Raw genomic sequence first — 23,973 nt, forward strand, 5'->3', positions numbered from 1 at the left:
AGCCGATCACAACGCTCAAACGCGACGGCGATCTTGCTATCGTAATGGTTCGAAACATTTTGCGATCAGTGCGAATGGCGGCGTCGGCTGCGAATTCCCATGCTGCTCGGTTCAACCTGTTATGCACAGAGCAAATCCAGCTGGATGCGAAGCAGCAGATTTAGTGTGTGCACAGCGTTCCAGGTGGAATATCTGGTTCGTAACGGAACGCCTCTTCAAGGCCCGGCCCTCGACGCGGCCACATTGTAGTGACGGACGGGTCGCGCCTCCGGCTTCGACGGCACGGGCTGCGATCAACGATCACCGAATGATTTCATGCTGTTGGTCACGTCTCACGATCGGCGCCAACCGCGCGCTTGCGCCGCGGGCCTCATCGCTGCCGCCGGCGTCCCATCGCGACGACACAATGCGGCCATCGATTAAACCTTTCGCGATCAGGTTGTGGAACCCGATTGGGAAATTTTCTGTCAGGGTGACGTTGGTCGCAAACCTGCCCCATTAACCGCATTCCATGTGCGTGATCTAACTCTGTCATCGAAACTTCAATCACATCGCTCATACCCTTAACTGCAGAGCGAGGGCGCGCCATGAAGCAGCACAAGATTCAACATTTGCATCAGCCTATCGAAGAGGCGTTGCTCGCGACCAATCAATCGCTACGCAACGAAGTCGTCGCGTTGATGCTGGATATCGCTGAGTTGCGTGAGATTCACGAGCGCCCGCTTGCGTCTCGATCCTTCAGTGTATCGCGTGAGCAGACCACTCCGCGCGCCGCGTTGCGCCGGGTTCATCGCTGACGTTCGTCGGCGAATTCCTCACCCAGCAATTGCCACCATTTCCGCGCCGGCATGGCGAGGATGGTGGTTTGTCTATGGGTGCGGATAACTCAATTTAAAATAGAGAGGTGAATCGGCCCCCAAATCGTGTTGGGTGCAAGGTGCACCGCGCCCAACTTGCTCTGAGCCCAACTTGCTTTGCAGCCAGGCCGCATGGCGTCCCACTTGCCTAGGGCGGGCAGCCTCGTGGGCCGCCCGGGGCGGCTTTCCCAAGGGACTTGCGCTTGCGGGTCTTGCGCTTGAGGGCAGGGCTAGAGCGTTCAGTGCTCTTGCGGCACGGACTTGTGCGCTCCGACGTCGGACAGACGCTCGCGCAGGATCCAAGTCTGCAAGACCAACTCGACGGCGGTGTGCCGGAGCTCGAAATTCTCTGCGACGAGGCGCTCCAGGGCGTCGGCCCCCTCACTGGACGCGGATTGATTCCCCTCGAAGACCTTGAGACGCGCCATAGTGTCGATCCTCGCAATATTGTTGGTCAGAGCTAGGCTCTGACAAGCGTCAGCACAGAGAAAAGTTCACGGATAATCGGGCGGTCGTGGTTCCGCCTGACGGTCTCGGATAGGAAAGCGCTTAATTGATAATTCGTGGATCGAGCTACAGTTGTTAGGTTCCGTGAAAATAATCCTTAAATATGTTGAAACCCTCATGACACCTAACAGCTTAGTAACTACTGCTGCGCGTGTGCACCCGCAAGCCGCCGGACACGACGGGTGCGAGATTAATTTGTTAGAATTTTGTGAAACTCGCGCTTGACTGGCGCGGCAGATATCACAGGGAGGCATGATGCACTCACAATCTGTCGAGGGACCGATTGGATATTCTCATTTGGGAATGCAAACAGTGCGCCAGTTATCCCGATCAAATTCTCATACGCAGAAAGTCGTATAACTTTTTGTGTCGGATGCCTTCTGCGGGGGAATATTGGTCACATAATCCGGTAAATCCCTTGCAGCTTCGGCGTTTCTTCGCACAATGCGTTGCTGCCGACGGAAAGTTTGAGGCTTCCGAAAGACCCCCGGGAAATCCTCAATTTGAATTTCCTGTTGCATTTACATAGCTTATAGGCCATGCGATTATTGCTAATCTAGGGGGCAACGAGATGACCAATGAGGCGTCATTCTACTGACGAGATCACTTCCAAGGTCAAACAGGCCGAGGAACTCATGGCGCGGGGGCAGTCACAAGCCCAAGCGTGCAAGGTGCTGGGCGTTAGCGTGATGACATTTCATCGCTGGCGTAAGCAGGAGGCCGCGCGCGGCCACCAGGCGAATGGTACTGTTACCGAGTTCGCTGCTCACACCGAAGATCGAGATGGGATCCCCCCTGTCCGCAACCGTATTGACGAATTGCGGCTGGAAAATGAACGGCTGCGCCGGATCGTGACCGACCTGCTACTCGAGAAAATGAAGATCGAGGAAAAGCTTGCGCTCAGATCGAGCGGCGGGAACAGTCTGCCCCGCCGTGGCGAAGTTCAGAGCTGACAAAGACTGATCCGTTAATGGATACGCGAGGGCCTGGGGGCCAGCAGCAGCTGGTCGCTCAGATGCGCTTTCTCGGACCTCGCGCGGAGCTCTTCTAGGATTGGACGAAGTCTGGCCTGTGCGAGGTCCAGACCTTTGACGATGTCCTGATTCGGCATTTCGGCCGGAAATCGGGCCGATCGCAGCTTTGTCTCGACCGCCTTGACCAGCAGCTCGACGTCGTCGCGATGCTGGCCTGCGACGAGCTCTGCGCCCATCAGGCGGATCAAGTGAAGGAGGGCCACCAGCGCGGCCTCTGTTTCGCCAGCAGATGAACTCATCGACGGTCTCTGTCCGATACTCCCGGCAGGCCTTGCGAGCTCGCGACCTGCCTGATATTAAACATATAAATTGTTAACACGAATGTTAATTCCCGATGACCGACCTTTCGGACGCTCGATTGGCGAAGGTACCGGTTAACTTCGGCGGCCTCTCGTTCGCTTTTGCCTCTCTCGAAGCGTTTGCCGTCGCTTTCGAGATGATCATCGTCGTGCTGTCCAGCATCATTGGCGGCGCGGCCTATCATCTGTTTTACTACCACACGGTTTATAGCAACAGCTTCGAGGGTTTTCTAGGGATCGGGGTCCTCGCCGCCATCCTTCACATGTTCGTGGCTAAGTCGCAGGGGCTCTATAACGCACAGGTGCTGGCCGGGCTCGACCGGCGCTGGAGCAGCCTGCTCGGCGGGTGGCTGCTCGTCGTCCTGCTGATGACCCTGATCATCTTCCTCCTGAAGGTTGGCTCCGGCGTCTCGCGCGGCTCGGTGTTGTCATTCGGTCTGATCGGCGGCCTCGGGCTGGTGACCGGACGGATACTGCTGCAGGCGCCGCTGCAACGCGCGATCGATCGCGGCATGCTGGCGACGCGCCGCGCGGTCGTGGTCGGCATGGCGGACGAATTGTCCCGGGTGCGGCAATCGAGCCTGCTGCGCGATTTCGGCCTCAGCGAGGTGTGGCGGGTGCAGCTGTCCGGAATGTCCGACGACGAGGGCGATCGGGCGGCCGTCGCGTCAGCCATTCGCGCGGCGCGGGAGTGCGGCGCCGACGAGATCATCCTGGCGATGCCCTGGCAGCAGGAGCCGCGCATCCAGTTCGTGTGCGATCAGCTGCGCGCGTCGCCGTTGCCGGTGCGGCTGCTGCCCGATCGGACGGCGGAGCGCTTCCTGGCGCTGCGGATGGTGGCGAGCGGCCCGATCCCGACGGTGGAGATGCAGCGCTCGCCGCTCACCTCGCTCGAGCGTGCCGGCAAGCGGCTGTTCGACATCCTGGCATCCAGCGGCCTGCTGGTGCTGTTTGCGCCGCTTCTGGTCGGGACGGCGATCGCGATCAAGCTCGACTCCAAGGGACCGGTGCTGTTCCGGCAGCGCCGCAACGGGTTTGACGGCAAGCAATTCACCATCCTCAAATTCCGCTCGATGCATGTGCTCGAGGATGGCGATGTTATTACGCAGGCGCGCCCGAACGATTCGCGGCTGACCGGGATCGGCGCAACGCTGCGCCGGCGCAGCATCGACGAATTGCCGCAGCTGGTGAACGTGCTGCGCGGCGACATGTCGCTGGTCGGGCCGCGGCCGCACGCGCTGGCGCATGACGACAAATATTCCAAGCTGATCGCGAGCTATGCGCAGCGCCAGCACGTCAAGCCGGGCATCACCGGCCTTGCCCAGGTGCAGGGGCTGCGCGGCGCGACGCCCGCGATCGAGGACATGCAGCTGCGCGTCGCGCACGACCTCATCTACATCAAGAGCTGGAGCTTCGTGCTCGACCTGCGCATCCTGCTGCGCACGTTCGGCGCGGTGCTGCGGCACACGGGCATCTGACGGCCGCCCGCGTGCTGACGGCCATCCGCGTGCCGACGCGGACTACTCCGGAATGCTCTGATTGGCGTCCTTGAATTCCGCCTCGATGATGTGCCGGTTGGCGTCGGTCGCCACGCGATAGGCCTGGCTGATGACAGGCTTCAGCTCCGGCGCGCGGGTAAGGATCAGGCCGATCTGCCGCTGCAGCAGATCGACCAGCTCGACGTCGCGCGTGGTGTCGACCTGTGCCAGCAGGATCAGGCGCGGCGCGATCAGGTCGCCGCGGTTGAAGCCGGTGTAGTAGGACATCTTCAGCGCCTTCGACGCCGTCGGGTTCAGCCAGTCGAACCGCCCGGTCGCCGAGGCGAGACCGAACCAGGCGCCGGCGTCCATCGGCGACAGCCGGAGCGCGCGCGTGAAGGCGGCCTCGGCCGCCTCAGGGGATGTCGGCAATTCGTTCCAGCCGTCGCGCAGCCACAATTCGCTCCTGACCATGCCGGTCCCGGCCGCGAGTGAGGGCTTGGCGCGCAACGCATCAGCGCCGAGCCACCAGGCCGACAATGCCAGCGTTGCAGCGCCGATCGCGGCTGCGACCGGCACGAAGGCCGGCGACAAGGGCCGCGCATATCGCCGGGCCGCGTCAGTCATCGTGTCAGCCATGGCGCGCCGCCCGGTTGCCGGTCATCAGCAGGCTTCGCCGTGCTCCCTCCAGCTTGACGCAGGTGAGGCGGCCGGTCGCATAGGCGCCCGTGTCGACGTTGATGCGATTGCGCAGCAGCTCGGCCTCATGCACCGGCGTGTGGCCGTGGACCACGACCTTGCCGAAATCATCCTCCGACACCAGGAAGTCGTCGCGGATCCAGAGCAGGTCTTCCTTGCGCTGTTGCGCCAGCGCGATGCCGGGCCTGACGCCGGCATGCACAAAGAAATAACGGCCGTAGGAATAGGTGATCGGCAGCGAGCGCAGGAAGGCGAGATGGGCGGGCGGCATCTGCCGGATCAGCTGCTGGGCGAGTGCCCGCCGTTCCGCGGCATCCGGATTGGGCGAGGGCGTCAATCCATACGACATCAGCGTTTGCAGGCCGCCGAACTGCCGCCACTGCGCGAGCATGTCGGGATTGACGAGAAATTGCAGCAGGCAGGCCTCGTGATTGCCGAGCAGGCAGACCATGCTGCGGGTCCGCCGGCGCTGCTCGAGCATGGCGATCACGTCGCGCGAATCCGGTCCGCGATCGATGTAGTCGCCGAGGAACACCTGGATCGGCCGCGCCGGCCGGAACTTGCGGATATCGGCGTCGATGCGTGCGCAGATCTCATGCAGCAGGTCGGCGTGTCCGTGGATGTCACCGACGGCGTAGATGCAGGTCTCGTCGCCCTCATGCTCGAGGTCGCCGGTCTGGCCGACAATGCGCCGGAGCAGGCTGCGCATCTATCGCCTAACCCGCCCGCAACCGTGAACGGCTGAGCCGCTGTGCCAGTCCTGTTCCGATCACGGCTCCCAACACGATCACTCCGGGCAGCGCCGGCAATTCCGGCAAGGTGAAGGCGGCAAGCGCCAGCGTCAGCAACACGGCGGCCGCCGCCGCGGGATAGGACCAGTCGCGGCCGCGATTGCGGGCACCGGCGGTGAACGCCGCGATGCCGACGATCGTAACGGCGAGTAGAGTCCAGAACATGGCGGAACCGAACTGGGCGATCAAGGCGGCGGCGCTGGTGGCGACCGCCGGCCGCGCGGTTGCGCCCTGCCAGTCGATGTAGGTCGATGCCAGCATTGCCGTGGTGCCGGCGCCGCTGCCGAGCGCGGGCAGGTCGGCGAGCAGATTGTGGGTCGATTGCACGAGCTCGGCCGGCGCATCGGCGAAGGCGACAGCAAGCGCCACATCGGGGTGACGGTTGGCGATCGCCGTCGCCAGCGCGATCAGCGCGATCGCGGCGGCGGCACCGGCGCTGCTCCAGCGATGCAGATGCAGTTTTCGCGCGGCGAAGATCATCAGGACGAGCGCGATGCCCGCAGCAATCGCGATCGCGGCGCCGCGGCGCCCGTACCAGCAGGCGCAAATGGCACAAAACAACGCGCCGGCGGCGAGCAGCCGGCGCAGCTGCGTCAGCTGGGCCGCCGTGCGGCCGTCGGCATGTCCGCCGACATCGAGCGCGCGCGCAAGGCTGAGCGGAACGCCAATCAGAACGACGAGCAGGAATCCGTTTGCCGTCTCATCGCGCGCAGCGCCCGCGCCAAGCCAGAGTTTGATCGGATCGCTATATAGCAGCAGGATCAATGCCGCGACGGCGGCCGTCGCTGCGACGGCGCGGGCCACCAGATCGGCGCGGCGGGCATCGATCGCGATCGCCGCGGCTGATATCATGACCGACAGCAGCGAGAGCCAGAGCAGCAGCGCGCCGAGGCTGGCGCCGGTGTCGATCGTGATGCTGCCGCTGAGCGGGGCACCTAATGTCTCGCCGGCGAATTTCCACACCGGATGCGCCAGCGACGGCAATGGAAGCATCTGCAGGATGATCCAGAGCATCGGCACCAGCGCCGCCGCGATGGCGGGGCCGGCGACCGACCTCAGGAAAGACAATTCACCGGGACGGATCGCCATCAGGCTTGCCAACAGGCCGAGCGACGCTGCGGCGCCGACGAGACCGGTGGCGAGCGATGTGTCGATGAGACCCACCGGAATCGACGCCCCGATCAGGATGCAGATGAAAGCCGTGACGTTCCACACGAGAAGGCGGGGTCCTGGGTGGATGAGAACGCAAGGCAGCGGGATGCCCCGGGCTCGCCGCGAGGTCAATGGAAATCGGGCGCGCCCAACGCGGCAGCGTTGTGTCGCGTCAGTGCGGACGGCGCAGGGCGAGGCGCGGCATCGAAGAGCGCGACCAGAACAGCGGCGCGAATGTGCTCGCGAGAGATCCGCCTTGCAGCGATACGATCGCGATGATCATGAACAGCGCCGTCTCCGGCCACGACAGGCGCGCGCTTCCGATGGCGGCCAGCAGTGCGAGTTCCGCAAACGCCACCGGCGCCAGCACCAGGCAGTGCTGACGCAGCCCGAGAACGGCACCGCCGATCAAATTACCAAGGAAAACAAATAACATAACCAAACCTGCGCCCGCACCATAGCGGGCCGGGTCCTAAACCGGGGTTAAGGCAACCGTCGCGATTCCGCCGGGCGAGACGCGGATGACCGGTGGTTACGTTAAGTTATTAACATTCAGAACGGGCGCAGATCGCCGTAACTATAGGCGGCCCAGTAGTCACGGCCGCCATACGGTCCATAGGCGCCGTAGAGCGGCGCGCAGGAGTAGCGATCCGGGCAGCCGTGCCAGCAGACCCGTTTCCACTGGCAGACATCGCCATGACAATATTGCAGCCGCTGGCAGTTGCCGCCGATGCGCTGCACCGCGCGCGGGGCAGGGGAAATGCCAAGTTCTGCGGCAAAAACGCCAGAGCAGCCAAGGGAGTAGCCGAGCAGGACGGCGGCGGTCCCGAATGCGATCGCCAGTGGCTTCATGCGGGCCATCGAACCCTCAATCCATTAACTCAAACCATCTCATTCACAGATAACTGGAACATCACACGAAATCAAAGCCGGAGTGAGGTTCGCACGCCGTTGGTCGCACGGCGAGGCGCCGGTGTCGCCGAATTGCCTCACCTTGCTAACATTCCTTATCAATTGCGCCGCAACATATCGTGGAAACTTGTGATTGTGATATTTGGCGTGTTACGGCACGGCCGGAGTATTTAAATGTCGCGTGCGAATTTCATTCGAGCAATGTTATTGCTTGCGGCCGCCTGTTGGGTCGGCGGTTGCCACTACATGCCGACTAACGGTCCGACGAGTTCTGATGTCGTTGCCGGGCAACGGGATTCGGAAAGCCTGCCCTACGCGATGGTCAAGATCACGCCGCAGGTCGAGAACGTGCTGGCGTCATTCGCGCCGCAACTCGCCGGCGGCATCCAGGGCCCGCCGCCCAAGGACATTCATTTCGGCATCGGCGACGTCGTCAGCGTCACGATCTTCGAGGCCGCCGCCGGCGGTCTGTTCATCCCGGTCGAGGCCGGCGTGCGTCCCGGCAACTACATCACGCTGCCGAACCAGAACGTCGATACCGACGGCAACATCTCGGTGCCCTATGCCGGCGCGATCCGCGCCAAGAACCGCACGCCGACCGAAGTGCAGCGCTCGATCGTCGACGCGCTGAAGAACCGCGCGATCGAGCCGCAGGCCGTGGTCGCTCTGATCGAGCAGCGCACCTCGCTGATCTCCGTGCTCGGCGAGGTCAATACGCCGAACCGCTTCCCTGCCAACGCCGCGGGCGAACGCGTGCTCGACGCCATCACGCGCGCCGGCGGCCCGAAGGGGCAGGGTTTTGACACATGGGTGATGCTGGAGCGCGACGGCAAGCGGACGACCGTGCCGTTCGGCCAGCTGGTCTATGAGCCCAAGAGCAACATCTATGCGCATCCGGGCGACACCATTTATGTCTACCGCGAGCCGCAGACCTTCGTCGCCTTTGGTGCCTCGGGCGCGCAAGGCCAGTTCAATTTCGAGGCCTGGCGCATCTCGCTCGCCGAAGCCGTCGCCAAGGCGGGCGGCCTGAACGACTCCTCGGCCGATCCGGCCTCGGTGTTCGTCTATCGCGGCGAGCTGCCGGAAGTGGCCGCCAAGCTCGGCGTCGACGTCAGCAAATATTCAGGGCCGATCATCCCGGTCGTCTACAACATCAATTTCCGCGATCCGGCCGGCTATTTCCTGGCCACGCGTTTTCAGTTGCGCAACAAGGACGTGCTTTATGCGTCGAACGCGGCCTCGGTCGAGGACGCCAAGGTCATGCAGCAGATCCGCCTCGTGACCGCAACGGTGAACGATCCGATCGTGGCCGCCTACAACGCAACCTTACTTCGTAATTCGATCAAGCTTGCGCCCTGATTTTCGGGCGTGAGCCGGCCCGACCGGCTTCATGACACGTTCACGACTAGCTCTCGGCGCGAGCGAGGCGACGGCATTGCCTTTGCCGGTGCGCTGGTCGTCGTGGCTGTTCTGCGCCGTCGTTGCGCTGGCGCCGCTGCCGCTCGGCTCGGTCGGTGTCGTCGCACCCGCGATCTGGTCGATCCTGCTCGGCATCGCGCTGCTCGGAGTCTTGCCGATGCGCCTGCGCGACACTCAGCTCGCGATCCTCGCGGTGACGGCACTGCTGACCGCGCTCGCCATGCTGGTGCTGCACGAGCAATCGGCGGCGCGGCCCTGGCTGGGCGTGGCGCCGAGCGCGCTGTGGGCGGAAGCCGGCAAATTGCTGCCCGCCGAGCTTCCGCCGGCCGTCACGATCGTGCGCAATCAGCCGTTTTATTCGGCGGGTGTCGGGATCGTCTGCCTGCTCAGCTTTGCGATCGGCGTCGTGCTCGGCGCCAACCGCGCATTGGCGCGCGGGTTGTTGCGGGCGGTGGCCGCGGCCGGCCTCGTCTACGCGATCGCCGGCATCGTCACCTTCGCGATCGATCCCGCCCGGATCTACCTGCTGCACGAGAAGCAGGCACATCTGGAGTGGCTGACGTCGCCGTTCGTCAATCGCAACACGGCGGGCATCTATTATGGCTGCTGCGCCCTGATCTGGCTGCTGTTCGGCTGCGAGCTGATCGAGCGGCATTTGCCATCGCGCCGGCCCAGCCTGCTGCGGTTGCTGGCGCGCCTTGATCCGCCGACGCGTCGCCGGCTTGTCGGTCATGCGTTCGGCTGGCTTATCTGCCTGCTCGCGATGTTTCTGACCGGATCGCGCGGCGGCGTCGGGATCTCGCTGCTGGCTGCGGTGATCGCGGCCGCGATCTTCTTTCGCAAACGGGTGCCGCGCCGCTATGGCCTGATCGCGGCGATTGGTATCGGCAGCCTGGTCGCGCTGGCCTTGCTGCAGCTTCTCGGCGGTGGCGTCGGTGCGCGCTTCAGCACGATGGGCCTGTCGGATGAGGGCCGGTTCTCGACCTATCGCGCGACGTTGCGGATGATCTCCGACCACCCCTGGCTCGGCGACGGTTTCGGGAGCTTCGAATGGGTCTATCCGGCCTATCGCACCGACGACATCTCGCTGCGCGGGACCTGGAACCGGGCGCATAACAGCTGGCTCGAACTGGCGTCCGACGGCGGAATGTTAGTGGCCGGCGCGGTCATGATCGCGCTGCTCGCAGCGTTCGGCGTGCTCGCGCATGGCGTGCGGACCCGCCGCCGCGACGTTATCGTGCCGCTTGCGGCGCTGTGCGCGTCGGTTGCCGGCGCACTGCATTCGATGATTGATTTCTCGCTCCAGATCACCGGCTACGCCGTTGTTATTGCGGCCCTGCTTGGCGCGGGCCTGTCGCAATCGTTCCGCGCCGGCAGCGGTGCCGGCGGTCACCGTGACGCCCGTGTTACGGCCGGGGCGGCCGGTTAACGCTGATTTTGCGCGCGGTGCCCGGGCCGCGGCCGGGCAGGGGTTTTAATTGGCACGATAACTCTGACTATGCTAACGAACTGTTAGTATTGGTTAGGGAGATAGCTGTGTTCACATTTGAACGATCCGGCGGCTTTTCCGCTCCGCGTCTGGCGGTATTCGCGGTGTTGGCACTCGCTGCGCCCGGCGGCGCGGCGTTGGCGCAAACGTCTGGCGGGCTGATCCAGCTCTCGCAGGCGGTGACGAATTTCAAGGCCAGTCCGGAACAGTTGCTGACCCAGTATCCGAACGCGGGCGTGGAATTGACCTCGCGGGCGCGCGACTTCGCCGTCAACGATCCGACGTCGCTCAATCCGCTGATCGCGCTGCTTGCCAAGGCAAGCAAGGATCAGAAGACGGCGATCGCAGCCGGTCTCGCCCAGGCCGCGCGGATCGTCGTGCGCAGCAACCAGTCCTATGCGACGCGGATCCAGCAGGCGATCGCCGACACCAAGGATCTCGACGCCGTGATGGCGTTTGCCGCAGCGTCGGGTGATACCGGCACCGCCGCGGCCGGTGCCGGCGGCGCGGGCAGCGCCGGTGCTTCCGGCGGCCAGACCAGCGCGCTCGGCGCCACCGGCGCAGGCGGCGGCACGCTCGAAGCCATCAACGGCAACAGCGTGAACACCGGAATCTTCAGCTTCACCTCATCGGTCACTGGATCCGGCAACGGGACGACGGGTGCGACCACCGGCACCACCACGCTCCTCACAACCGTCACTCCCTGAGCGGGCTTCCGATCGCCAATGGAGAACTTTCTGCAGCAACGCGCTTCGGTGTCAGCGGCGGGACGCTTCCCAGGATCATTGGAGGGCGCGAGGGCAGGACGCATCCTGTCGGCGCGGCGATAGGACGAGATGCTTCAGCGCAACCAGATTTCACCGTCTGTCGATCTGAGAAATCGTCCGGCCGAACTGCCGTCGCTGGCGGAAACGTTCGACGCCTTCGTCACCTATCTGCTGCGGCAATACTGGGTGATTCTCGGCACCGCCGGGCTCTGCCTGTTCGGCGGCATCTGCTACCTGATGACGGCGGCGCCGAGCTATACCGCGCTTGCCACCATGATCATCGACACGCGGAAATTCCAGGCCTTCCAGCAGCAATCGCCGGTGAGCGACGTCCCGGTCGATTCCTCCGCGGTCGAGAGCCAGGTGGAAATCCTGAAGTCGGAGAACGTGGCGCTCGCGGTGATCCGCGAACTCAAGCTCAACGAGGATCCGGAATTCATCGGCTCCAAGGCCGGCGCGGCAGGAGCCGTGATCGATTTCGTGTCCGGTCTGTTCGCCGGCGGCGCGCCGCCCAACGAGTTCGACCGGACCCGGCGCGCGGTTCGCACCTTCCAGAAGCAGCTCGACGTCCGCCGCCGCGGCATGACCTATGTGATCGAGGTCAGCTTCCGCTCGCTCGATCCGGAGCGCGCGGCGCAGATCGCCAACGCGGTCGCCGACGCCTATATCGTCGACCAGCTCGATTCCAAGTATCAGGCGACGCGCCGCGCCAGCGTCTGGCTGCAGGACCGCATCCAGGAGCTGCGCACGCAGGCATCCAACGCCGAGCGCGCGGTGCTCGACTACAAGAAGACCAACAACATCGTCACCTCCAGCGGCAAGCTGCTCAACGAGCAGCAGCTCGGCGAGCTCAACACGCAGCTGGTCCACGTCAAGTCGCAGGTCACCGACGCCAAGGCCAAGCTCGACCGCATCGAGGCGGTGGTGAAGGGGGGCGTCCCCGATGCGACGGTTGCCGATACCCTGAACAACCAGGTCATCACCAAGCTGCGCTCGCAATATCTCGAGCTCGCCAATCGCGAGGCCGACTGGTCGTCGCGCTACGGCTACAACCATCTGGCCGCCGTCAATCTGCGCAACCAGATGCGCGAGATCCAGTCGTCGATCATCGACGAATTGAAGCGGCTCGCCGAGAGCTACAAGAGCGACTACGCGATCGCCCTGCAGCGCCAGAACGAGATCGAGCGCGCCGTGAACGACTCGGTGTCGCAGTCGCAGTCGACCAACCAGGCGCAGGTCACGCTGCGCGAGCTCGAGAGCTCGGCGCAGACCTATCGCTCGCTCTACGACAATTTCCTGCAGCGCTACATGGAAAATGTGCAGCAGCAGTCGTTCCCGGTCAGCGAGGCGAGGGTGATCACCCGTGCCTCGCGTCCGCTCAGCAAGAGCCACCCGCAGACCCTGGTGGTGCTCGCGCTCTCGACGCTCGGCGGCCTGATCGCCGGGCTCGGGCTCGGCGTGCTGCGCGATCTCTACGACCGGGTGTTCCGCACCGCTGAAATGGTCGAGACCATCCTCGACGCGGATTGCGTCGCCATCGTGCCCCGCGTCTCGCCAAGCCGGCTCAAGGCACCGGTTGCCGGTCGTCCCAATCTGCCGGTCGGGCCGCGCACGATCCGGCGCGGCGACGAGCCGGTGCTGTGGGCGGCGATCGATTCGCCGTTCTCGCGGTTCTCGGAAGCGATCCGCTCGATCAAGGTCAATGCCGACCTCAACGTCACCAAGCCGTCAAAGATCCTCGGTCTGACCTCGGCGCTGCCCAACGAGGGCAAGTCGACGCTGGCCTTCGTGTTCGCGCAACTGGTCGCGCAGAGCGGGGCGCGCGTGCTGCTGGTCGATTGCGACCTGCGCAATCCCTCGCTCAGCCGCAAGGTTGCCGCGACTGCCGAGCGCGGCATTCTCGACATCCTGTCGAACAATGCGACATTGCAGGAGACGCTGTGGCGCGATCCGGAGACCGGCCTTGTCTTCCTGCCGGGCGCCACGCGGTCGCGTATCGCGCATTCGCACGACGTGCTGGCCTCCGATCAGATGAAGGATTTCATCGACGCGGCGCGTAGCCAGTATGACTATGTGATCGTCGATTTCCCGCCGCTGACGCCGGTGGTCGATGTCCGCATCACCGCGCACTTCGTCGATTCCTTCGTCTTCATCGTGGAGTGGGGCAAGACCCAGGTCCAGGTGGTCGAGCGCGCGCTGCGCAGTGCGCGCTCGGTCAACGAGAACCTGCTCGGCGTCGTGCTCAACAAGGCCGATATCGCCGCGATGAGCCGCTATAGCGGCTACGGCGGCAAGAACTACTATTACAACTCGCATTATGGGCGATATGGCTACACCGAGTGAGACACGTGGTGGGATGCCCCGGGGCGCCGCCTGGCTTGCGCGCGGCTTCCTGGCCGCGGTTGCGTGCTCTTCGGTCGCCTGGGGCGCGGCCGCCTTGCCTGACTTTGTCGACCAGACCCGGCTGGATGGCGCCAGCGACCTGATCCTCCGCAACGTACCGGTCAGCGACGCCGAGCTCGGCGGCCTCGGTCCGCTGCTGTCGCGCGCCGCGGCGCGACCGGATTGCATGCCGGCCATCGATCGCAGCGCGGCAGTGATCCGGCTGCGGTTCGCCGAGAATGCCCTCGCATCCGGTGATCAGGTCGACGCCCGGATGGGCGAGCTCGACACGGCCGTCCGCAAGTCGCTCGGCTGCGCGCCGTCCGATCCCTATCTCTGGGTCGTGCTGTTCTGGCTTCGCAACATCAGGCAGGGGTTGAGCGACGCCAATTTCGACCTGCTGCGGATGTCGTACCGGCTCGGACCGAATGAGGGGTGGATCGTGGTCAAGCGCAGCGCCATGGCGCTCGCAATGCTCGATGCCCTGCCGCCCGACCTGTCGGACGCCGTGGTTGCCGAGTTCGCGCGTCTGGTGAAGACGGAACTGTACACCGAGGCGATCGATCTGTTGAAGGGACCGGGCTGGGTGCACCGGGACAGGCTGCTGGCCGGCCTTGCCGCTGTCCCGCAACGGAACGTCGACATCCTGACCCGCACCATGGCCGACATCGGATACGATCTCGACCGCCGCTCGCCGGCGGAACGGCGCGATCTGGAGCGCAAATCGAACGATCGCCCCGACGAGCTTGCCCGAATGCCGCCCCGAGCGATGGCTAGACCATGACGATGGAATTCAGCGTCGGACGACATAACGCACATTATGAGGGCGTCTATTCGGCGAGCGAGCGCGACTGGCGGCGCGTCTGTGCGGTCGACAAGGCGGATCACATCAAAGGCTTGCTCGGCGCCTGCGCCGGCAAGATCGGCAGCGTGCTCGAGGTCGGTTGCGGCACCGGCGCGGTGCTGGCGCGGCTGTCGGCAATCGGTGTCGGTCGCGATTTCACCGGCATCGACGTCATCGATCCAGCGACCAACCTGGAGATCGACGGCGCTGCCCGGGCGCCGTTCCGCTGGTCGCGCTATGACGGTGCGACGATCCCGTTCGCCGACGGCGCGTTCGACCTTGTCTATGCCAGCCATGTGCTGGAGCATGTGCCCGAACCGCGCGCCTTGCTTCACGAGCTCGCCCGCGTCTCGCGGGACTTCATCTATGTCGAGGTGCCGTGCGAACTGCACGCGCGGACCAGTCGCCGCGCGCTGCAATCGACGCTCGACATCGGCCATATCAATTTCTACACGCCCGATACGTTCCGGCTGCTGCTGGAGACCGTGGGGCTCAAGGTCAAGGACGTCGGCACCTGGGACCACAGCCTGCCGGTGCATGCGTTCCACACCTCGCGCGCGAAGGGGCTCGCCAAAAGCATCGTGCGGAAGTCGTTGCTGACGGTCGGCCCGGCGCTCGCGACCCGGCTTGCGACGTATCATTGCGGGGCGATCTGCCGGCACGACCCGGCGCCGCCACGGGACCGATGAGCCATGGCGCCGCGCGTGGTCGTCTTCAACAACATGATCACACCCTACACCAACCGGCTCTACAACGAGCTGGTTGACCGTGGACTGGATCTCGCCGTGCTGTCCTGCACTGCGCAGGAGGCCGATCGCTTCTGGGCCGGATCGTTCACGCCGCGCTATGTCACGCGCACGGTGCCCGGTGTCTCGATCCCGCTGTCGCGGTCGCGCCATACCCATGTCAATATCGGGATCGGCCGCGCCTTGAACGCGCTCGCGCCCGACCTGCTGTTCGTCAACGGGCTTTATCCCTCGATGCTGGCCGGCGCGGCATGGGCGCGCGCCAACGGCAAGGCGCTCGCCCTGACGATCGACGGCTGGCGTGAGACGATGCCCAATACTGCCTATCATCGGCTGGCGCGGCCCTGGCTGCTGCGCCAGTGCGACGCGGTGGTGTGTTGCAGCGACAAGGGCAGGGCCTACTTCCGCGACCAGGGCGTTGGCGACGACGATCTGTTCGTGGTGCCGCTGGTGCCGGCGTGGGATCCGCCGCCGTCGGTGCCGGCATTCCACGATCGCCCGTTTCATTTGCTCTGGTGCGCCCGCATCAACGACGACGCCAAGAATGCGATCTTCTTCGAGAACATCGCCATCGCGCTCGGCCGGATCCTGCCCGAGCTGAAGGTTCGCGTGGTCGGGTCCGGCACGGCCGAGCAGCGCATGCTGGCGCGGCTCGGTAGCGCAGGCATCGATGTCAGGCACGACGGCTACGTGCCCTGGCAGGCGATATCGAAGGTCTATCTGCAATCAAGGCTGCTGCTGCTGCCCTCGCTGCTGGAGCCGTGGGGGCTGGTGTGCAACGAGGCCTTGCAGTGCGGGGTTCCCTGCCTGGTGTCGCCCCATGTCGGGGCGGGCGGCGAGCTGGTACGCGACTGCGATAACGGACATGTCTGCGCGCTCGATGAACAAGTCTGGGTCGACGCGGCGCGCGGCCTGCTCGAACATCCCGCGCGCTGGGAGGCGATGTCGAAACAGGCCCGGCACAGCGTACGACAAGATGCGCTTGGCGACGCCGCCGCGCGCTTCACGGCGGCGGTCGATCATCTCTCGAGGGCGCCGGCCCGGCAGGAAGCTGTGCCATGATCGGCAGATGGTGGTTCCGAACCGACGTCTTCCTGCACGCCTATCTGGTGATGGTGCTCGGCTGCATCTATTTCCTGTTCAATTTCATCGAGGGCATCTCGTTCGCGGAGCGGGCCGGCGAATCCACCCTGTTCCGCGGGGCGTGGCTGCTGCTCTACATCCTGTTGATGCTGCACATTGCGGTCGATCGGAAGCGCTTCGGCCTGCTGATGCTGCAATCGCATCTCTATCTGACGTTCATCGCCTTTGCGCTGGTATCGCTGGCGCTGAGCGCCGACCCCGCGGGCGGGTCGATCAAGTTCGCGATGTATCTGTTGACCACGATGTTCTCGGCATGGGTCGTGATCAGCTGTCCGGTCGATCGCCTCGTCGACACCCTGTTCCGGATCGGGGTGGTGGTGCTGATCGTTCACGTCATCCTGTTTCCGGTGATCGGCTCGCAATGGGATTACGACCCGCTGCATCGGCCGACGGTGCTCGGGACCCAGGCCTATGCCGGCGTGTTCGGCCACAAGAATCTGGCGGGCGCCTTCTTCGGCCTGATGGTGCTGATCTGCTTCGTTCGCATGCTGGCGGGGCCGCGCAAGCAATTCGGCTGGTCGCTGCTGCTGATGGGATGTCATCTCTTTGCGCTCGCCGCGGCCGGCGCCGCGGGACCGCTGATCAGCATGCTGACGGCGCTCGCCGTGACCTTCGGGCTGCTGCTGGTTGTGCTCGGGCACAGGGGGGCTGCCTCGATCTACTGGCTTTGCCTCGCCTTTGTCGCCCTTGTCGTGTTCGCGGTGCCGAGCGACGAATTGTACGGGCTGGTCGGCCGCAGCGGAAACCTGACCGGCCGCTCATTCCTCTGGTCGGTCTGGCCGTACTTCTTCTGGCAGCACCCCTGGCTCGGCTATGGGTTTTCGGGGTTCTTCAACGAGCTGCCGAACTCGCCCGCGAACGAGCTGACCAGCATGGCGCCGTGGAATACCGAGTTCGGCTCGTTCGAGAATTCCTACCTCGACGCCTTCCTCCAGTTCGGTCTGCTGGGCGGCGTGCTCTATATCCTGCTGTTGGCGCGCGCGTTGTGGAACACCATCGTGTTCACATTCGAGCGGAGAGGGATGTACTGGCTGGCGCCGTTCGCGATGCTGCTGTTCGTCGTGATCGCGTCGGCCAACGATTCGAGCCAGCTGCTGCACAATTATTTCGGCTGCGTGCTGGTGTTCTGGTGCTATTTCGGCCCGGAGGCCAGGCTGCAAGTGGCGCCGCGGCGGGCGTTCACCAGACTGCGTGTGAGTGAGGCGTGAGTGCGTTGACCGACAGGCTGGACCGGGTGGCGGCCCAAACAGGGCTCGCCGGTGCCGTGAGCGGATCGCTCCGCCGGCTGCGGCGCGCCGGCGGCAATGTCGCGCTCGGCCTGGTCGATCAGGCGCTGCTCAGCGGCTCCGCCTTCGTGCTGACCATCGTGCTGGCCAATGTGCTCGACATCAATTCGTTCGGCCGGTTCAGTGTTGCATGGTCGTTCTCGATCCTGATCGAGGCGGTGTTTCTGCGCGGCCTGTTCGACGACGGGCTGCCAGCGACGGCGCACCGGATTCCGAAATCGCTCTGGCCGCAGTTGCGGCTCGGCCTCTATCTGTCGTCGCTCGCCGTCTCGGCGGCGCTCGGCCTGCTGCTGGTGATTGCGGGCTTTGTGATCGCAGTGATCGGCGGCAACACGGGCGAGCTTGTGATCGCAACCGGGCTCGCGATCCCGGCGGTTCGGCTGCAAAGCATGTTCCGCCGCATCTGCTATCTCGACGGACGGCTGCCGCGCGCGGTGGCGTCGTCGCTGACCTATTGCGTGGCGCTGGTCGCCTCGGCCGGCCTGATGATCGCCTTCAAGCTCGCGGGCGCCGCGGCGGCGATGGCGTGCATCGCGATCTCGGCGGCAGTCGCCGCGAGCCTGCTGCTGCTCCACACCAGCGAGCTGGCCTGGCCGCAAGGCAGGATCTTCCGCGGCTCGCTGCGGCGGCTGTTCAGGAATGGTCGCTGGTTCGTCGCCACCTCGCTCACCTACTGGATCGGCAGCATCGGGCTGATCCCGGTTTGCGGCTTCCTCATCGGGCTGGATGCGAGCGCGGCGCTGCGGATCCTGCTGCTGGTGTTCGCGCCGCTCAGCCAATTCTGTGCGACGATGTTCTCGGTCCGCCTGCCGGAGATCGCGGCCGAGCTGCGCGCCGGCAGGCGCCGCGCAGTCGCCGCGGCCGCGCGCGAAAATGCCCTGCTGCTCGGGTCGATCGCGGCCGCCTATGGCGCGATGGTCGTGCTGTTCGGCCAGCGCATTCTCGCGCTGGTCATTCACGGGCAGACGTACGGGATCGGCACCGGCAGCCTCGCTCTGATGGGCGCCGCGATGGCGCTCGATGCGGTGTGGCTCGGCCTCGCGCTGCCGCTGTTTGCCACCGGCAAGCCGCAGCGGTTCATGCTGAGCCGGATCGCCGGCCTCGTCGCGCTGTGCTGCGTCCTGCCGTTCGCCGCAATGGCCTTGCAGGTGATGGGCGCGGTCGCGGCGATGGTGGCCTCCAGCGCGGCGTCGGTGATAACAGTCGTGCTGACCAATCCGGCGCGGGAGCAGGCATGACTGACGACGCGCGCGGCGGCTCGCTCCAGAAGCTGCATATCGGCGCCTTCAATTGCGGCATCGAAGGCTGGATCAACACCGACATCACAGTGCATCTGTGGATCGCGCGCCTGCCGTTCGCGGCGAAAGCGCTGCATCTCACGGGCCTCCTGAGCGATGCCCGCTATGCCGAGCACCGCCAGGGCAAGTTTGCCGCCCTGCGCTACATGGACCTGACCAGGCCGCTGCCGTTCGCGGATGGCAGCGTCTCGGCGGTGTTCAGCGCGCATGTGTTCGAGCATCTGTTTCCGGACGAGGTCGAGCGGCTGGCGCACGAGATCGCGCGGGTGCTGGCGCCGGGCGGGGTGTGCCGCATCGTCGTTCCCGACATGGAGAGGATCGTCGCGCTCTATGATCCGGCGGCGCCGCAGGCCTTCCTCAAGGGCGTGTTCGAGATCGAGCGCCGCGGGGAGGCCGCCTTCGCGCATCACTGGGGCTTTACCCGTGCCTCGCTCGCGGCGCTGTTCCGCGCGGCAGGGTGTTCAGAGACGCACGCACGGGCCTATCGCGAAGGCGTCTGTCCCGATATCGACCGGCTCGATAACCGGCCGGATGAGTCGATCTTCTTCGAGGCCATCAAGTGAGCGCGATCGGCAAATCGATGCACGCTAACGTGAACGGTCGCGCGTGCCGTGCTAGATCGGGCCGATCGACAGCAGGAGACTGACATTGCTGGGCGCTATTCAAGCCCGATTTTCCAGTGCAGCGCGCCAGCGGCGCGGCGAGTTCCTCGTCCGCACCGTGAACCTGCCGCTCGATGCAAAAATCCTCGATCTCGGCGGCGGCACCGGCCGGCACATCCGCGCGATCTTGCCCCGCCATACCGACATCACGGTTTGCGACATCTCAGCCGACGATTTGAAATTCGCGCGCGAGCGCTTCGGCTTCAAGACGGTGCTGCTGCAGGAGACCGAACGACTGCCGTTCGACGATCAGGCGTTCGATTTCTGCTTCTGCTCGTCGGTGATCGAGCATGTCACCGGGCCGAAGCAGGACGTCGTGACGATCGAGAACGACACGGCGTTCCGGAAGATCGCGCGGGAGCACCAGAACCGCTTTGCGGGCGAGATCTCGCGGGTCGCAAGGTCGTTCTATGTGCAGACGCCGTACCGGTACTTTCCGATCGAGAGCCATACCTGGCTGCCCGGAATCATCGTTCTGTTGCCGCGGCGGCTGCAGATCTCACTGATCGCGGTCTTCAACCACTTCTGGTTCAAGCGGACCGCGCCCGACTGGCATTTGTTCGACTGGCGCGAGATGACGGAAACGTTTCCGGACGCCAAGATCTACCGCGAACGCTATCTCGGCATGACCAAGTCGCTGATGGCGATCAAGGCATGATGCGGGCGGCCGCCCGCCGCATCAATCGTCGCGCCGCGCGAGGACATTGATCAGGGTGCCCAATGCGGGCTGCCTGTCGAGCGCCGGCGGGAGCGGGGAACCGGCGAAGCTCGTCTTCAGCATCGTGAGGCCATGTTGCCGCAGCAGGCCCTGCATCGCGGCCGGCGACGTGTCGAATTTGGAGAAGGCGAGGTAGCGGAACAGCGGCCGCCCCAACACCAGCGAGGAGGCGGCATGCGCGAGCTTGTAGCCCTGACGCAGCAGCGATCCGCGGTTGGGGATCGAGACCAGCAGCAATCCGCCGGGCCTGAGCACGCGATGGATCTCGGCGAGGCACTGCGCCACGTCGGGGACATATTCCAGCACGCTCGCGCAGAGCACGCCGTCGAAGGATCGCTCCGCAAATGGCAGGCTTGCGATGGTCGGAATCTGCTGGAATGCGAGCCGTTCGGCCGGCGCGCCGTCGGCGGGGCGGCCGCGTGCGGCGGCAATCATCTCCGACGACGCGTCGACGCCGGTGACCTCGCAGCCGCGTGCGGCAAGCAGGCGGGACAGCGTTCCGGTGCCGCAACCGGCATCCAGCCAACGCTGCCCGTTGAGGTCCGCATTCGCGAGCAAACCGAACATCGCAGCCGTGCGCGCCCTGAAGGTTCGGCTCCGATGCAGCGTCTCCCATCCCGACGAAATCTCGTCGTGAAAGCGGATTTCGGGTCGGTCGCGGGTCTGGGCCATGGTGGCCATGGTATACCCTACCAGTGGAAGCCGCTCACCTTGGCGCGCACGCCCTGCGGCAGCCCGATCTCCGACAGTTCGAGCACGACCTGGTCGGGGCGGGTTGCCTTCAGCGCCGCGACGAAGCGCGGATCGGCCGTTGTCAGCACGATGATATCGGCCCATTCGATCGTCGTACTGACATCGTCATGCAGCAGGCCGACCAGATCCGGGTTGCGCATCAGGAAGTCCCGGTTGGCGCCGATCAGTTGCGACAGCTGCACATTGGGGTCGTAGATCCGGATCTCCCGCTGCTCGCCGCGCAGGCCCTTGACCAGCGTCACGAACGGGCTCTCGCGCACGTCGTCGGTGCCGGCCTTGAAGCTGATGCCGAGGAAGGCGATGCGGCGGCCCTCATGCGACAGGATCCAGTCGGCGCCGCGCGACATGATCATGTCGTTGCTTGGCAGGATGCTTTCGAGCACCGGCATCGACAGTCCGCGGCTATGCGCCAGATGTTTCAGCGCCTTGACGTCCTTGGGCAGGCAGGAGCCGCCGAAGGCAAAGCCCGGGCGCAGATAGGCCGCCGAGATGTTGAGCCGCGTGTCCTGCATGAAGATGTTCATGACGTCGCGCCCGTCGATGCCGAGCGTCTTCGCGATCGTGCCGATCTCGTTGGCGAAGCTGACCTTCAGCGCATGCCAGCTGTTGTCGACATATTTGACCAGCTCCGCGGTCTCGACCGGCGGCGTGATCTTGGCGCCGGGCAGATCCTTGTAGAGCGCCATGACGCGGTCGGCGGTTTCCTGGTTGAAGGCGCCGACCACGGTCTTGGACGGCGCGTTGAAGTCCGCAATCGCTGAGCCTTCGCGCAGGAACTCCGGATTGAAAGCGAGGTCGAAATCGCGTCCGATCTTGTTGCCGGAGGCTTCCTCGATCAGCGGCCCGACGGTGCCGCGGGTGGTGCCGGGCAGCACGGTGGAGCGGATCGCCACGGTGTGCGGCGCATTCTTCGCGCGCAGCCCGTGGCCGATCTCGACGGCAACCTGCCGGATCGCGGTGAGATCGAGATTGCCATTGCCGGACGATGGCGTGCCGACGCAGACCATCGAGATGTCGCTGTTGACGATCGCCTCGGTGGCGTCGGTGGTCGCGGTCAACTGACCCGTTGCCACCGCGCGCGCCACCTTGTCCGAGATGCCCGGCTCGATCACCGGCGATCGGCCTTTGCGGATCAGGTCGACCTTCGCGACGCTCTTGTCGACGCCGATGATCTGGTGGCCGAGTTCGGTGAAGCATGCCGCGCACACCGTTCCCACGTAACCAAGGCCGAAAATGCTGACGTTCATGCTTCGACCTTCAGTAACGCGGGGACCTGCGCGCGGCCGCGGCCGCGTCGCGCTTGACGTGAGTGAGGCGGAGGGGCGTTCAATGCGATGCCCGCCCGGCGGCTGCATTGGCGTTGACGCTGGACGTCTGCGAGGCCGGCCGCTCGGCGGCTGCATTCGCGCGTGGCGCGCGGCTCTGCCGGGGTGCCGTTTTGGCGAACAGCGTCTCATAGGCGGCGAGCAGCTTCGGCTCCTCATGCGTCCAGGACAATACGCGCTCGACGCGGCTGCGGCCAAAGGTACCCATCGTCTGGCGCAGCGACGTATTATCGATCAGCGTGATGATCTTGCCGGCGAAGTCCTTCGGGTCGTTCTCCGCCGCATAGAGCGAGGCATCGAGCGCGGAGCGGCGGCCTTCGCGGACGTCGAACTGCACGATCGGCCGTCCGAGCGCCATGTATTCCATGATCTTGTTCATGGTGGAGATGTCGTTCATCGGCGTGACGCGGTCCGGATTGACGCAAACGTCAGCGGTCGAGAGCATCGTGAACAGCGCATCGTCGGTGATCGCGCCGGTGAAGTTTACGTAGTCGGAGAGCTGCATCTCCTCGCAGAGCTTGACCACGGCGTTCCATTCCGGCCCCGTGCCGGCGATGTTGAACTGGATGTCGGTGCGTCCGAGATCGTGCACGATGTGGCCGATCGACCGCAGCAGGAGATCGATGCCTTCCGACTGGCCGATCACGCCGACATAACCGACGCTGTACCGCCGGCCACGACGCCAGGCCGGATCGGTCGGACGGGAGCGCACCCGCTCGAGATTGGGGCCGGAGCGCACCACGAAGACGCGGTCGGCAGGCATGCGGCCGCGCGTGATCGCGATCTCGCGATAGGATTCGTTGGTCGCGATCGAGATGCTGGCCGTCTTGAAGGTGAGATATTCGACCAGCCGCAGCAGCTGCCAGAAAACGTCCCTGCGGCCGAATTTGGCTTCATAGAGCTCGGGATTGACGTCGTGATGATCGAACACGAAGCGCTTGCCGCCGAGCTTGAACAACAGGCCGATCAGGAAGATCAGGTCGGGCGGATTGCAGCCCTGGATGACGTCGAAGCCGTGCTTCCACGCGACCTTGATCGCAAGCAGCGCTTCCCAGAACAGCGCGACCGGGTATTCGATCAGATAAGCGGCGATTCCGCGTGCTTCCACCGGCATCGGATGGCGGTAGATGTGAATGCCCTCGAGGCATTCGTAAGATGCGTCATGGCCGCGGCCCTTCGGGCAGATCACCGAAACTTCATAGCCCGCCTTGCGCAGCGACGTTGCTTCGCACCACACCCTGCGATCGAAAGGAACCGGTAGGTTCTCGACGATGATCAGGATCCGCCGCGGCGATGGTTCAGCTCTCGACATCTGCGATGATCTATACCATTGACCTAACAACATCACAATCCGACTAACATCGGCATTAACATGCGCGGCTTGCACTATGCAATCCCGGCACCGATGTGAC

24 protein-coding genes are annotated in these 23,973 nt (G+C 64.7%); 14 read left to right on the top strand and 10 right to left on the bottom strand.

All coding sequences use genetic code 11. The features are described 5' to 3' along the window. Positions 1 to 587 precede the first annotated feature (587 nt). Positions 588 to 797: a hypothetical protein gene (locus tag ACVILL_RS26950; protein WP_456731810.1), complete on the top strand. Its 210-nt coding sequence runs from the start codon at positions 588 to 590 to the stop codon at positions 795 to 797. 299 nt (positions 798 to 1,096) lie between these two features. Here ACVILL_RS26950 and ACVILL_RS26955 read toward each other — a convergent pair whose 3' ends face one another. After that, positions 1,097 to 1,285 (bottom strand): hypothetical protein, encoded by a 189-nt coding sequence (locus ACVILL_RS26955; RefSeq protein WP_456731811.1) that lies wholly within the window; start codon positions 1,283 to 1,285, stop codon positions 1,097 to 1,099. Positions 1,286 to 1,942: 657 nt separating this feature from the next. Here ACVILL_RS26955 and ACVILL_RS26960 point away from each other — a divergent pair. Continuing rightward, a complete protein-coding gene (locus ACVILL_RS26960; protein ID WP_456731812.1) occupies positions 1,943 to 2,317 on the top strand; it encodes a transposase in 375 nt (124 codons plus the stop codon). 14 nt (positions 2,318 to 2,331) lie between these two features. Here the strand turns inward: ACVILL_RS26960 and ACVILL_RS26965 are convergent, their stop codons facing one another. Then, a complete protein-coding gene (locus ACVILL_RS26965) occupies positions 2,332 to 2,637 on the bottom strand; it encodes a hypothetical protein (RefSeq protein ID WP_456731813.1) in 306 nt (101 codons plus the stop codon). 119 nt (positions 2,638 to 2,756) lie between these two features. Here ACVILL_RS26965 and ACVILL_RS26970 point away from each other — a divergent pair, with 119 nt between their 5' ends. Further along, positions 2,757 to 4,175 carry an undecaprenyl-phosphate glucose phosphotransferase gene (locus ACVILL_RS26970; RefSeq protein ID WP_456731814.1) on the top strand — a complete coding sequence of 473 codons (1,419 nt, stop codon included), beginning with the start codon at positions 2,757 to 2,759 and terminating at the stop codon, positions 4,173 to 4,175. 42 nt (positions 4,176 to 4,217) lie between these two features. On the opposite strand, the gene ACVILL_RS26975 is transcribed toward ACVILL_RS26970, so the two are convergent. The 5 genes from ACVILL_RS26975 to ACVILL_RS26995 form a co-directional block, all read right to left on the bottom strand. Next, positions 4,218 to 4,814: a hypothetical protein gene (locus ACVILL_RS26975; protein WP_456731815.1), complete on the bottom strand. Its 597-nt coding sequence runs from the start codon at positions 4,812 to 4,814 to the stop codon at positions 4,218 to 4,220. Continuing rightward, positions 4,807 to 5,583, bottom strand: a complete 777-nt coding sequence (locus ACVILL_RS26980; RefSeq protein WP_456731816.1) for a metallophosphoesterase family protein — start codon at positions 5,581 to 5,583, stop codon at positions 4,807 to 4,809. Before ACVILL_RS26980 ends, ACVILL_RS26975 begins: the two co-directional genes overlap by 8 nt. Positions 5,584 to 5,590: 7 nt before the next feature. After that, complete coding sequence (locus ACVILL_RS26985) at positions 5,591 to 6,880, bottom strand: hypothetical protein (RefSeq protein WP_456731817.1); 1,290 nt, start codon at positions 6,878 to 6,880, stop codon at positions 5,591 to 5,593. Between the two features lie 109 nt (positions 6,881 to 6,989). Then, the gene (locus ACVILL_RS26990; RefSeq protein ID WP_456731818.1) at positions 6,990 to 7,253 is read right to left on the bottom strand and encodes a hypothetical protein; all 264 of its coding nucleotides are present in this window, start codon (positions 7,251 to 7,253) and stop codon (positions 6,990 to 6,992) included. A 116-nt stretch (positions 7,254 to 7,369) separates the two neighbouring features. Further along, positions 7,370 to 7,678: a hypothetical protein gene (locus ACVILL_RS26995; protein ID WP_456731819.1), complete on the bottom strand. Its 309-nt coding sequence runs from the start codon at positions 7,676 to 7,678 to the stop codon at positions 7,370 to 7,372. Between the two features lie 369 nt (positions 7,679 to 8,047). Between ACVILL_RS26995 and ACVILL_RS27000 the strand changes: the two genes are divergently transcribed. The 11 genes from ACVILL_RS27000 (at position 8,048) to ACVILL_RS27050 (ending at position 20,423) form a co-directional block, all read left to right on the top strand. Further along, entirely contained in the window at positions 8,048 to 9,088 is a 1,041-nt protein-coding gene (locus tag ACVILL_RS27000; protein ID WP_456731820.1) for a polysaccharide biosynthesis/export family protein, read from the top strand. A 31-nt stretch (positions 9,089 to 9,119) separates the two neighbouring features. After that, positions 9,120 to 10,577, top strand: a complete 1,458-nt coding sequence (locus tag ACVILL_RS27005; protein ID WP_456731821.1) for an O-antigen ligase family protein — start codon at positions 9,120 to 9,122, stop codon at positions 10,575 to 10,577. 107 nt (positions 10,578 to 10,684) lie between these two features. After that, on the top strand, positions 10,685 to 11,344 hold the full coding sequence (locus ACVILL_RS27010) for a hypothetical protein (RefSeq protein WP_456731822.1): 660 nt from the start codon (positions 10,685 to 10,687) through the stop codon (positions 11,342 to 11,344). Between the two features lie 129 nt (positions 11,345 to 11,473). Continuing rightward, the gene (locus ACVILL_RS27015) at positions 11,474 to 13,747 is read left to right on the top strand and encodes a polysaccharide biosynthesis tyrosine autokinase (RefSeq protein ID WP_456731823.1); all 2,274 of its coding nucleotides are present in this window, start codon (positions 11,474 to 11,476) and stop codon (positions 13,745 to 13,747) included. Positions 13,748 to 13,760: 13 nt separating this feature from the next. After that, on the top strand, positions 13,761 to 14,570 hold the full coding sequence (locus ACVILL_RS27020) for a hypothetical protein (RefSeq protein ID WP_456731824.1): 810 nt from the start codon (positions 13,761 to 13,763) through the stop codon (positions 14,568 to 14,570). Beyond that, positions 14,567 to 15,319 carry a class I SAM-dependent methyltransferase gene (locus ACVILL_RS27025; protein WP_456731825.1) on the top strand — a complete coding sequence of 251 codons (753 nt, stop codon included), beginning with the start codon at positions 14,567 to 14,569 and terminating at the stop codon, positions 15,317 to 15,319. Before ACVILL_RS27020 ends, ACVILL_RS27025 begins: the two co-directional genes overlap by 4 nt. 3 nt (positions 15,320 to 15,322) lie before the next feature. Then, entirely contained in the window at positions 15,323 to 16,438 is a 1,116-nt protein-coding gene (locus ACVILL_RS27030) for a glycosyltransferase family 4 protein (RefSeq protein ID WP_456731826.1), read from the top strand. Continuing rightward, the gene (locus ACVILL_RS27035; RefSeq protein ID WP_456731827.1) at positions 16,435 to 17,727 is read left to right on the top strand and encodes an O-antigen ligase family protein; all 1,293 of its coding nucleotides are present in this window, start codon (positions 16,435 to 16,437) and stop codon (positions 17,725 to 17,727) included. The genes ACVILL_RS27030 and ACVILL_RS27035 overlap by 4 nt, the downstream gene beginning before the upstream one ends. Continuing rightward, positions 17,724 to 19,043 (top strand): polysaccharide transporter, encoded by a 1,320-nt coding sequence (locus ACVILL_RS27040; RefSeq protein ID WP_456731828.1) that lies wholly within the window; start codon positions 17,724 to 17,726, stop codon positions 19,041 to 19,043. Before ACVILL_RS27035 ends, ACVILL_RS27040 begins: the two co-directional genes overlap by 4 nt. Then, entirely contained in the window at positions 19,040 to 19,666 is a 627-nt protein-coding gene (locus ACVILL_RS27045; protein WP_456731829.1) for a class I SAM-dependent methyltransferase, read from the top strand. The genes ACVILL_RS27040 and ACVILL_RS27045 overlap by 4 nt, the downstream gene beginning before the upstream one ends. 85 nt (positions 19,667 to 19,751) lie before the next feature. Next, on the top strand, positions 19,752 to 20,423 hold the full coding sequence (locus ACVILL_RS27050) for a class I SAM-dependent methyltransferase (RefSeq protein WP_456731830.1): 672 nt from the start codon (positions 19,752 to 19,754) through the stop codon (positions 20,421 to 20,423). Positions 20,424 to 20,444: 21 nt separating this feature from the next. Here ACVILL_RS27050 and ACVILL_RS27055 read toward each other — a convergent pair whose 3' ends face one another. From ACVILL_RS27055 to ACVILL_RS27065, 3 genes are all read right to left on the bottom strand, one after another. Further along, positions 20,445 to 21,164 carry a class I SAM-dependent methyltransferase gene (locus tag ACVILL_RS27055; protein WP_456731831.1) on the bottom strand — a complete coding sequence of 240 codons (720 nt, stop codon included), beginning with the start codon at positions 21,162 to 21,164 and terminating at the stop codon, positions 20,445 to 20,447. An 8-nt stretch (positions 21,165 to 21,172) separates the two neighbouring features. Beyond that, on the bottom strand, positions 21,173 to 22,483 hold the full coding sequence (locus tag ACVILL_RS27060; RefSeq protein WP_456731832.1) for a nucleotide sugar dehydrogenase: 1,311 nt from the start codon (positions 22,481 to 22,483) through the stop codon (positions 21,173 to 21,175). Positions 22,484 to 22,562: 79 nt separating this feature from the next. Next, positions 22,563 to 23,873 carry a glycosyltransferase family 4 protein gene (locus tag ACVILL_RS27065; protein WP_456731833.1) on the bottom strand — a complete coding sequence of 437 codons (1,311 nt, stop codon included), beginning with the start codon at positions 23,871 to 23,873 and terminating at the stop codon, positions 22,563 to 22,565. Positions 23,874 to 23,973: the final 100 nt, after the last annotated feature.

The sequence above is a fragment of the Bradyrhizobium sp. USDA 3364 genome (assembly GCF_054056355.1).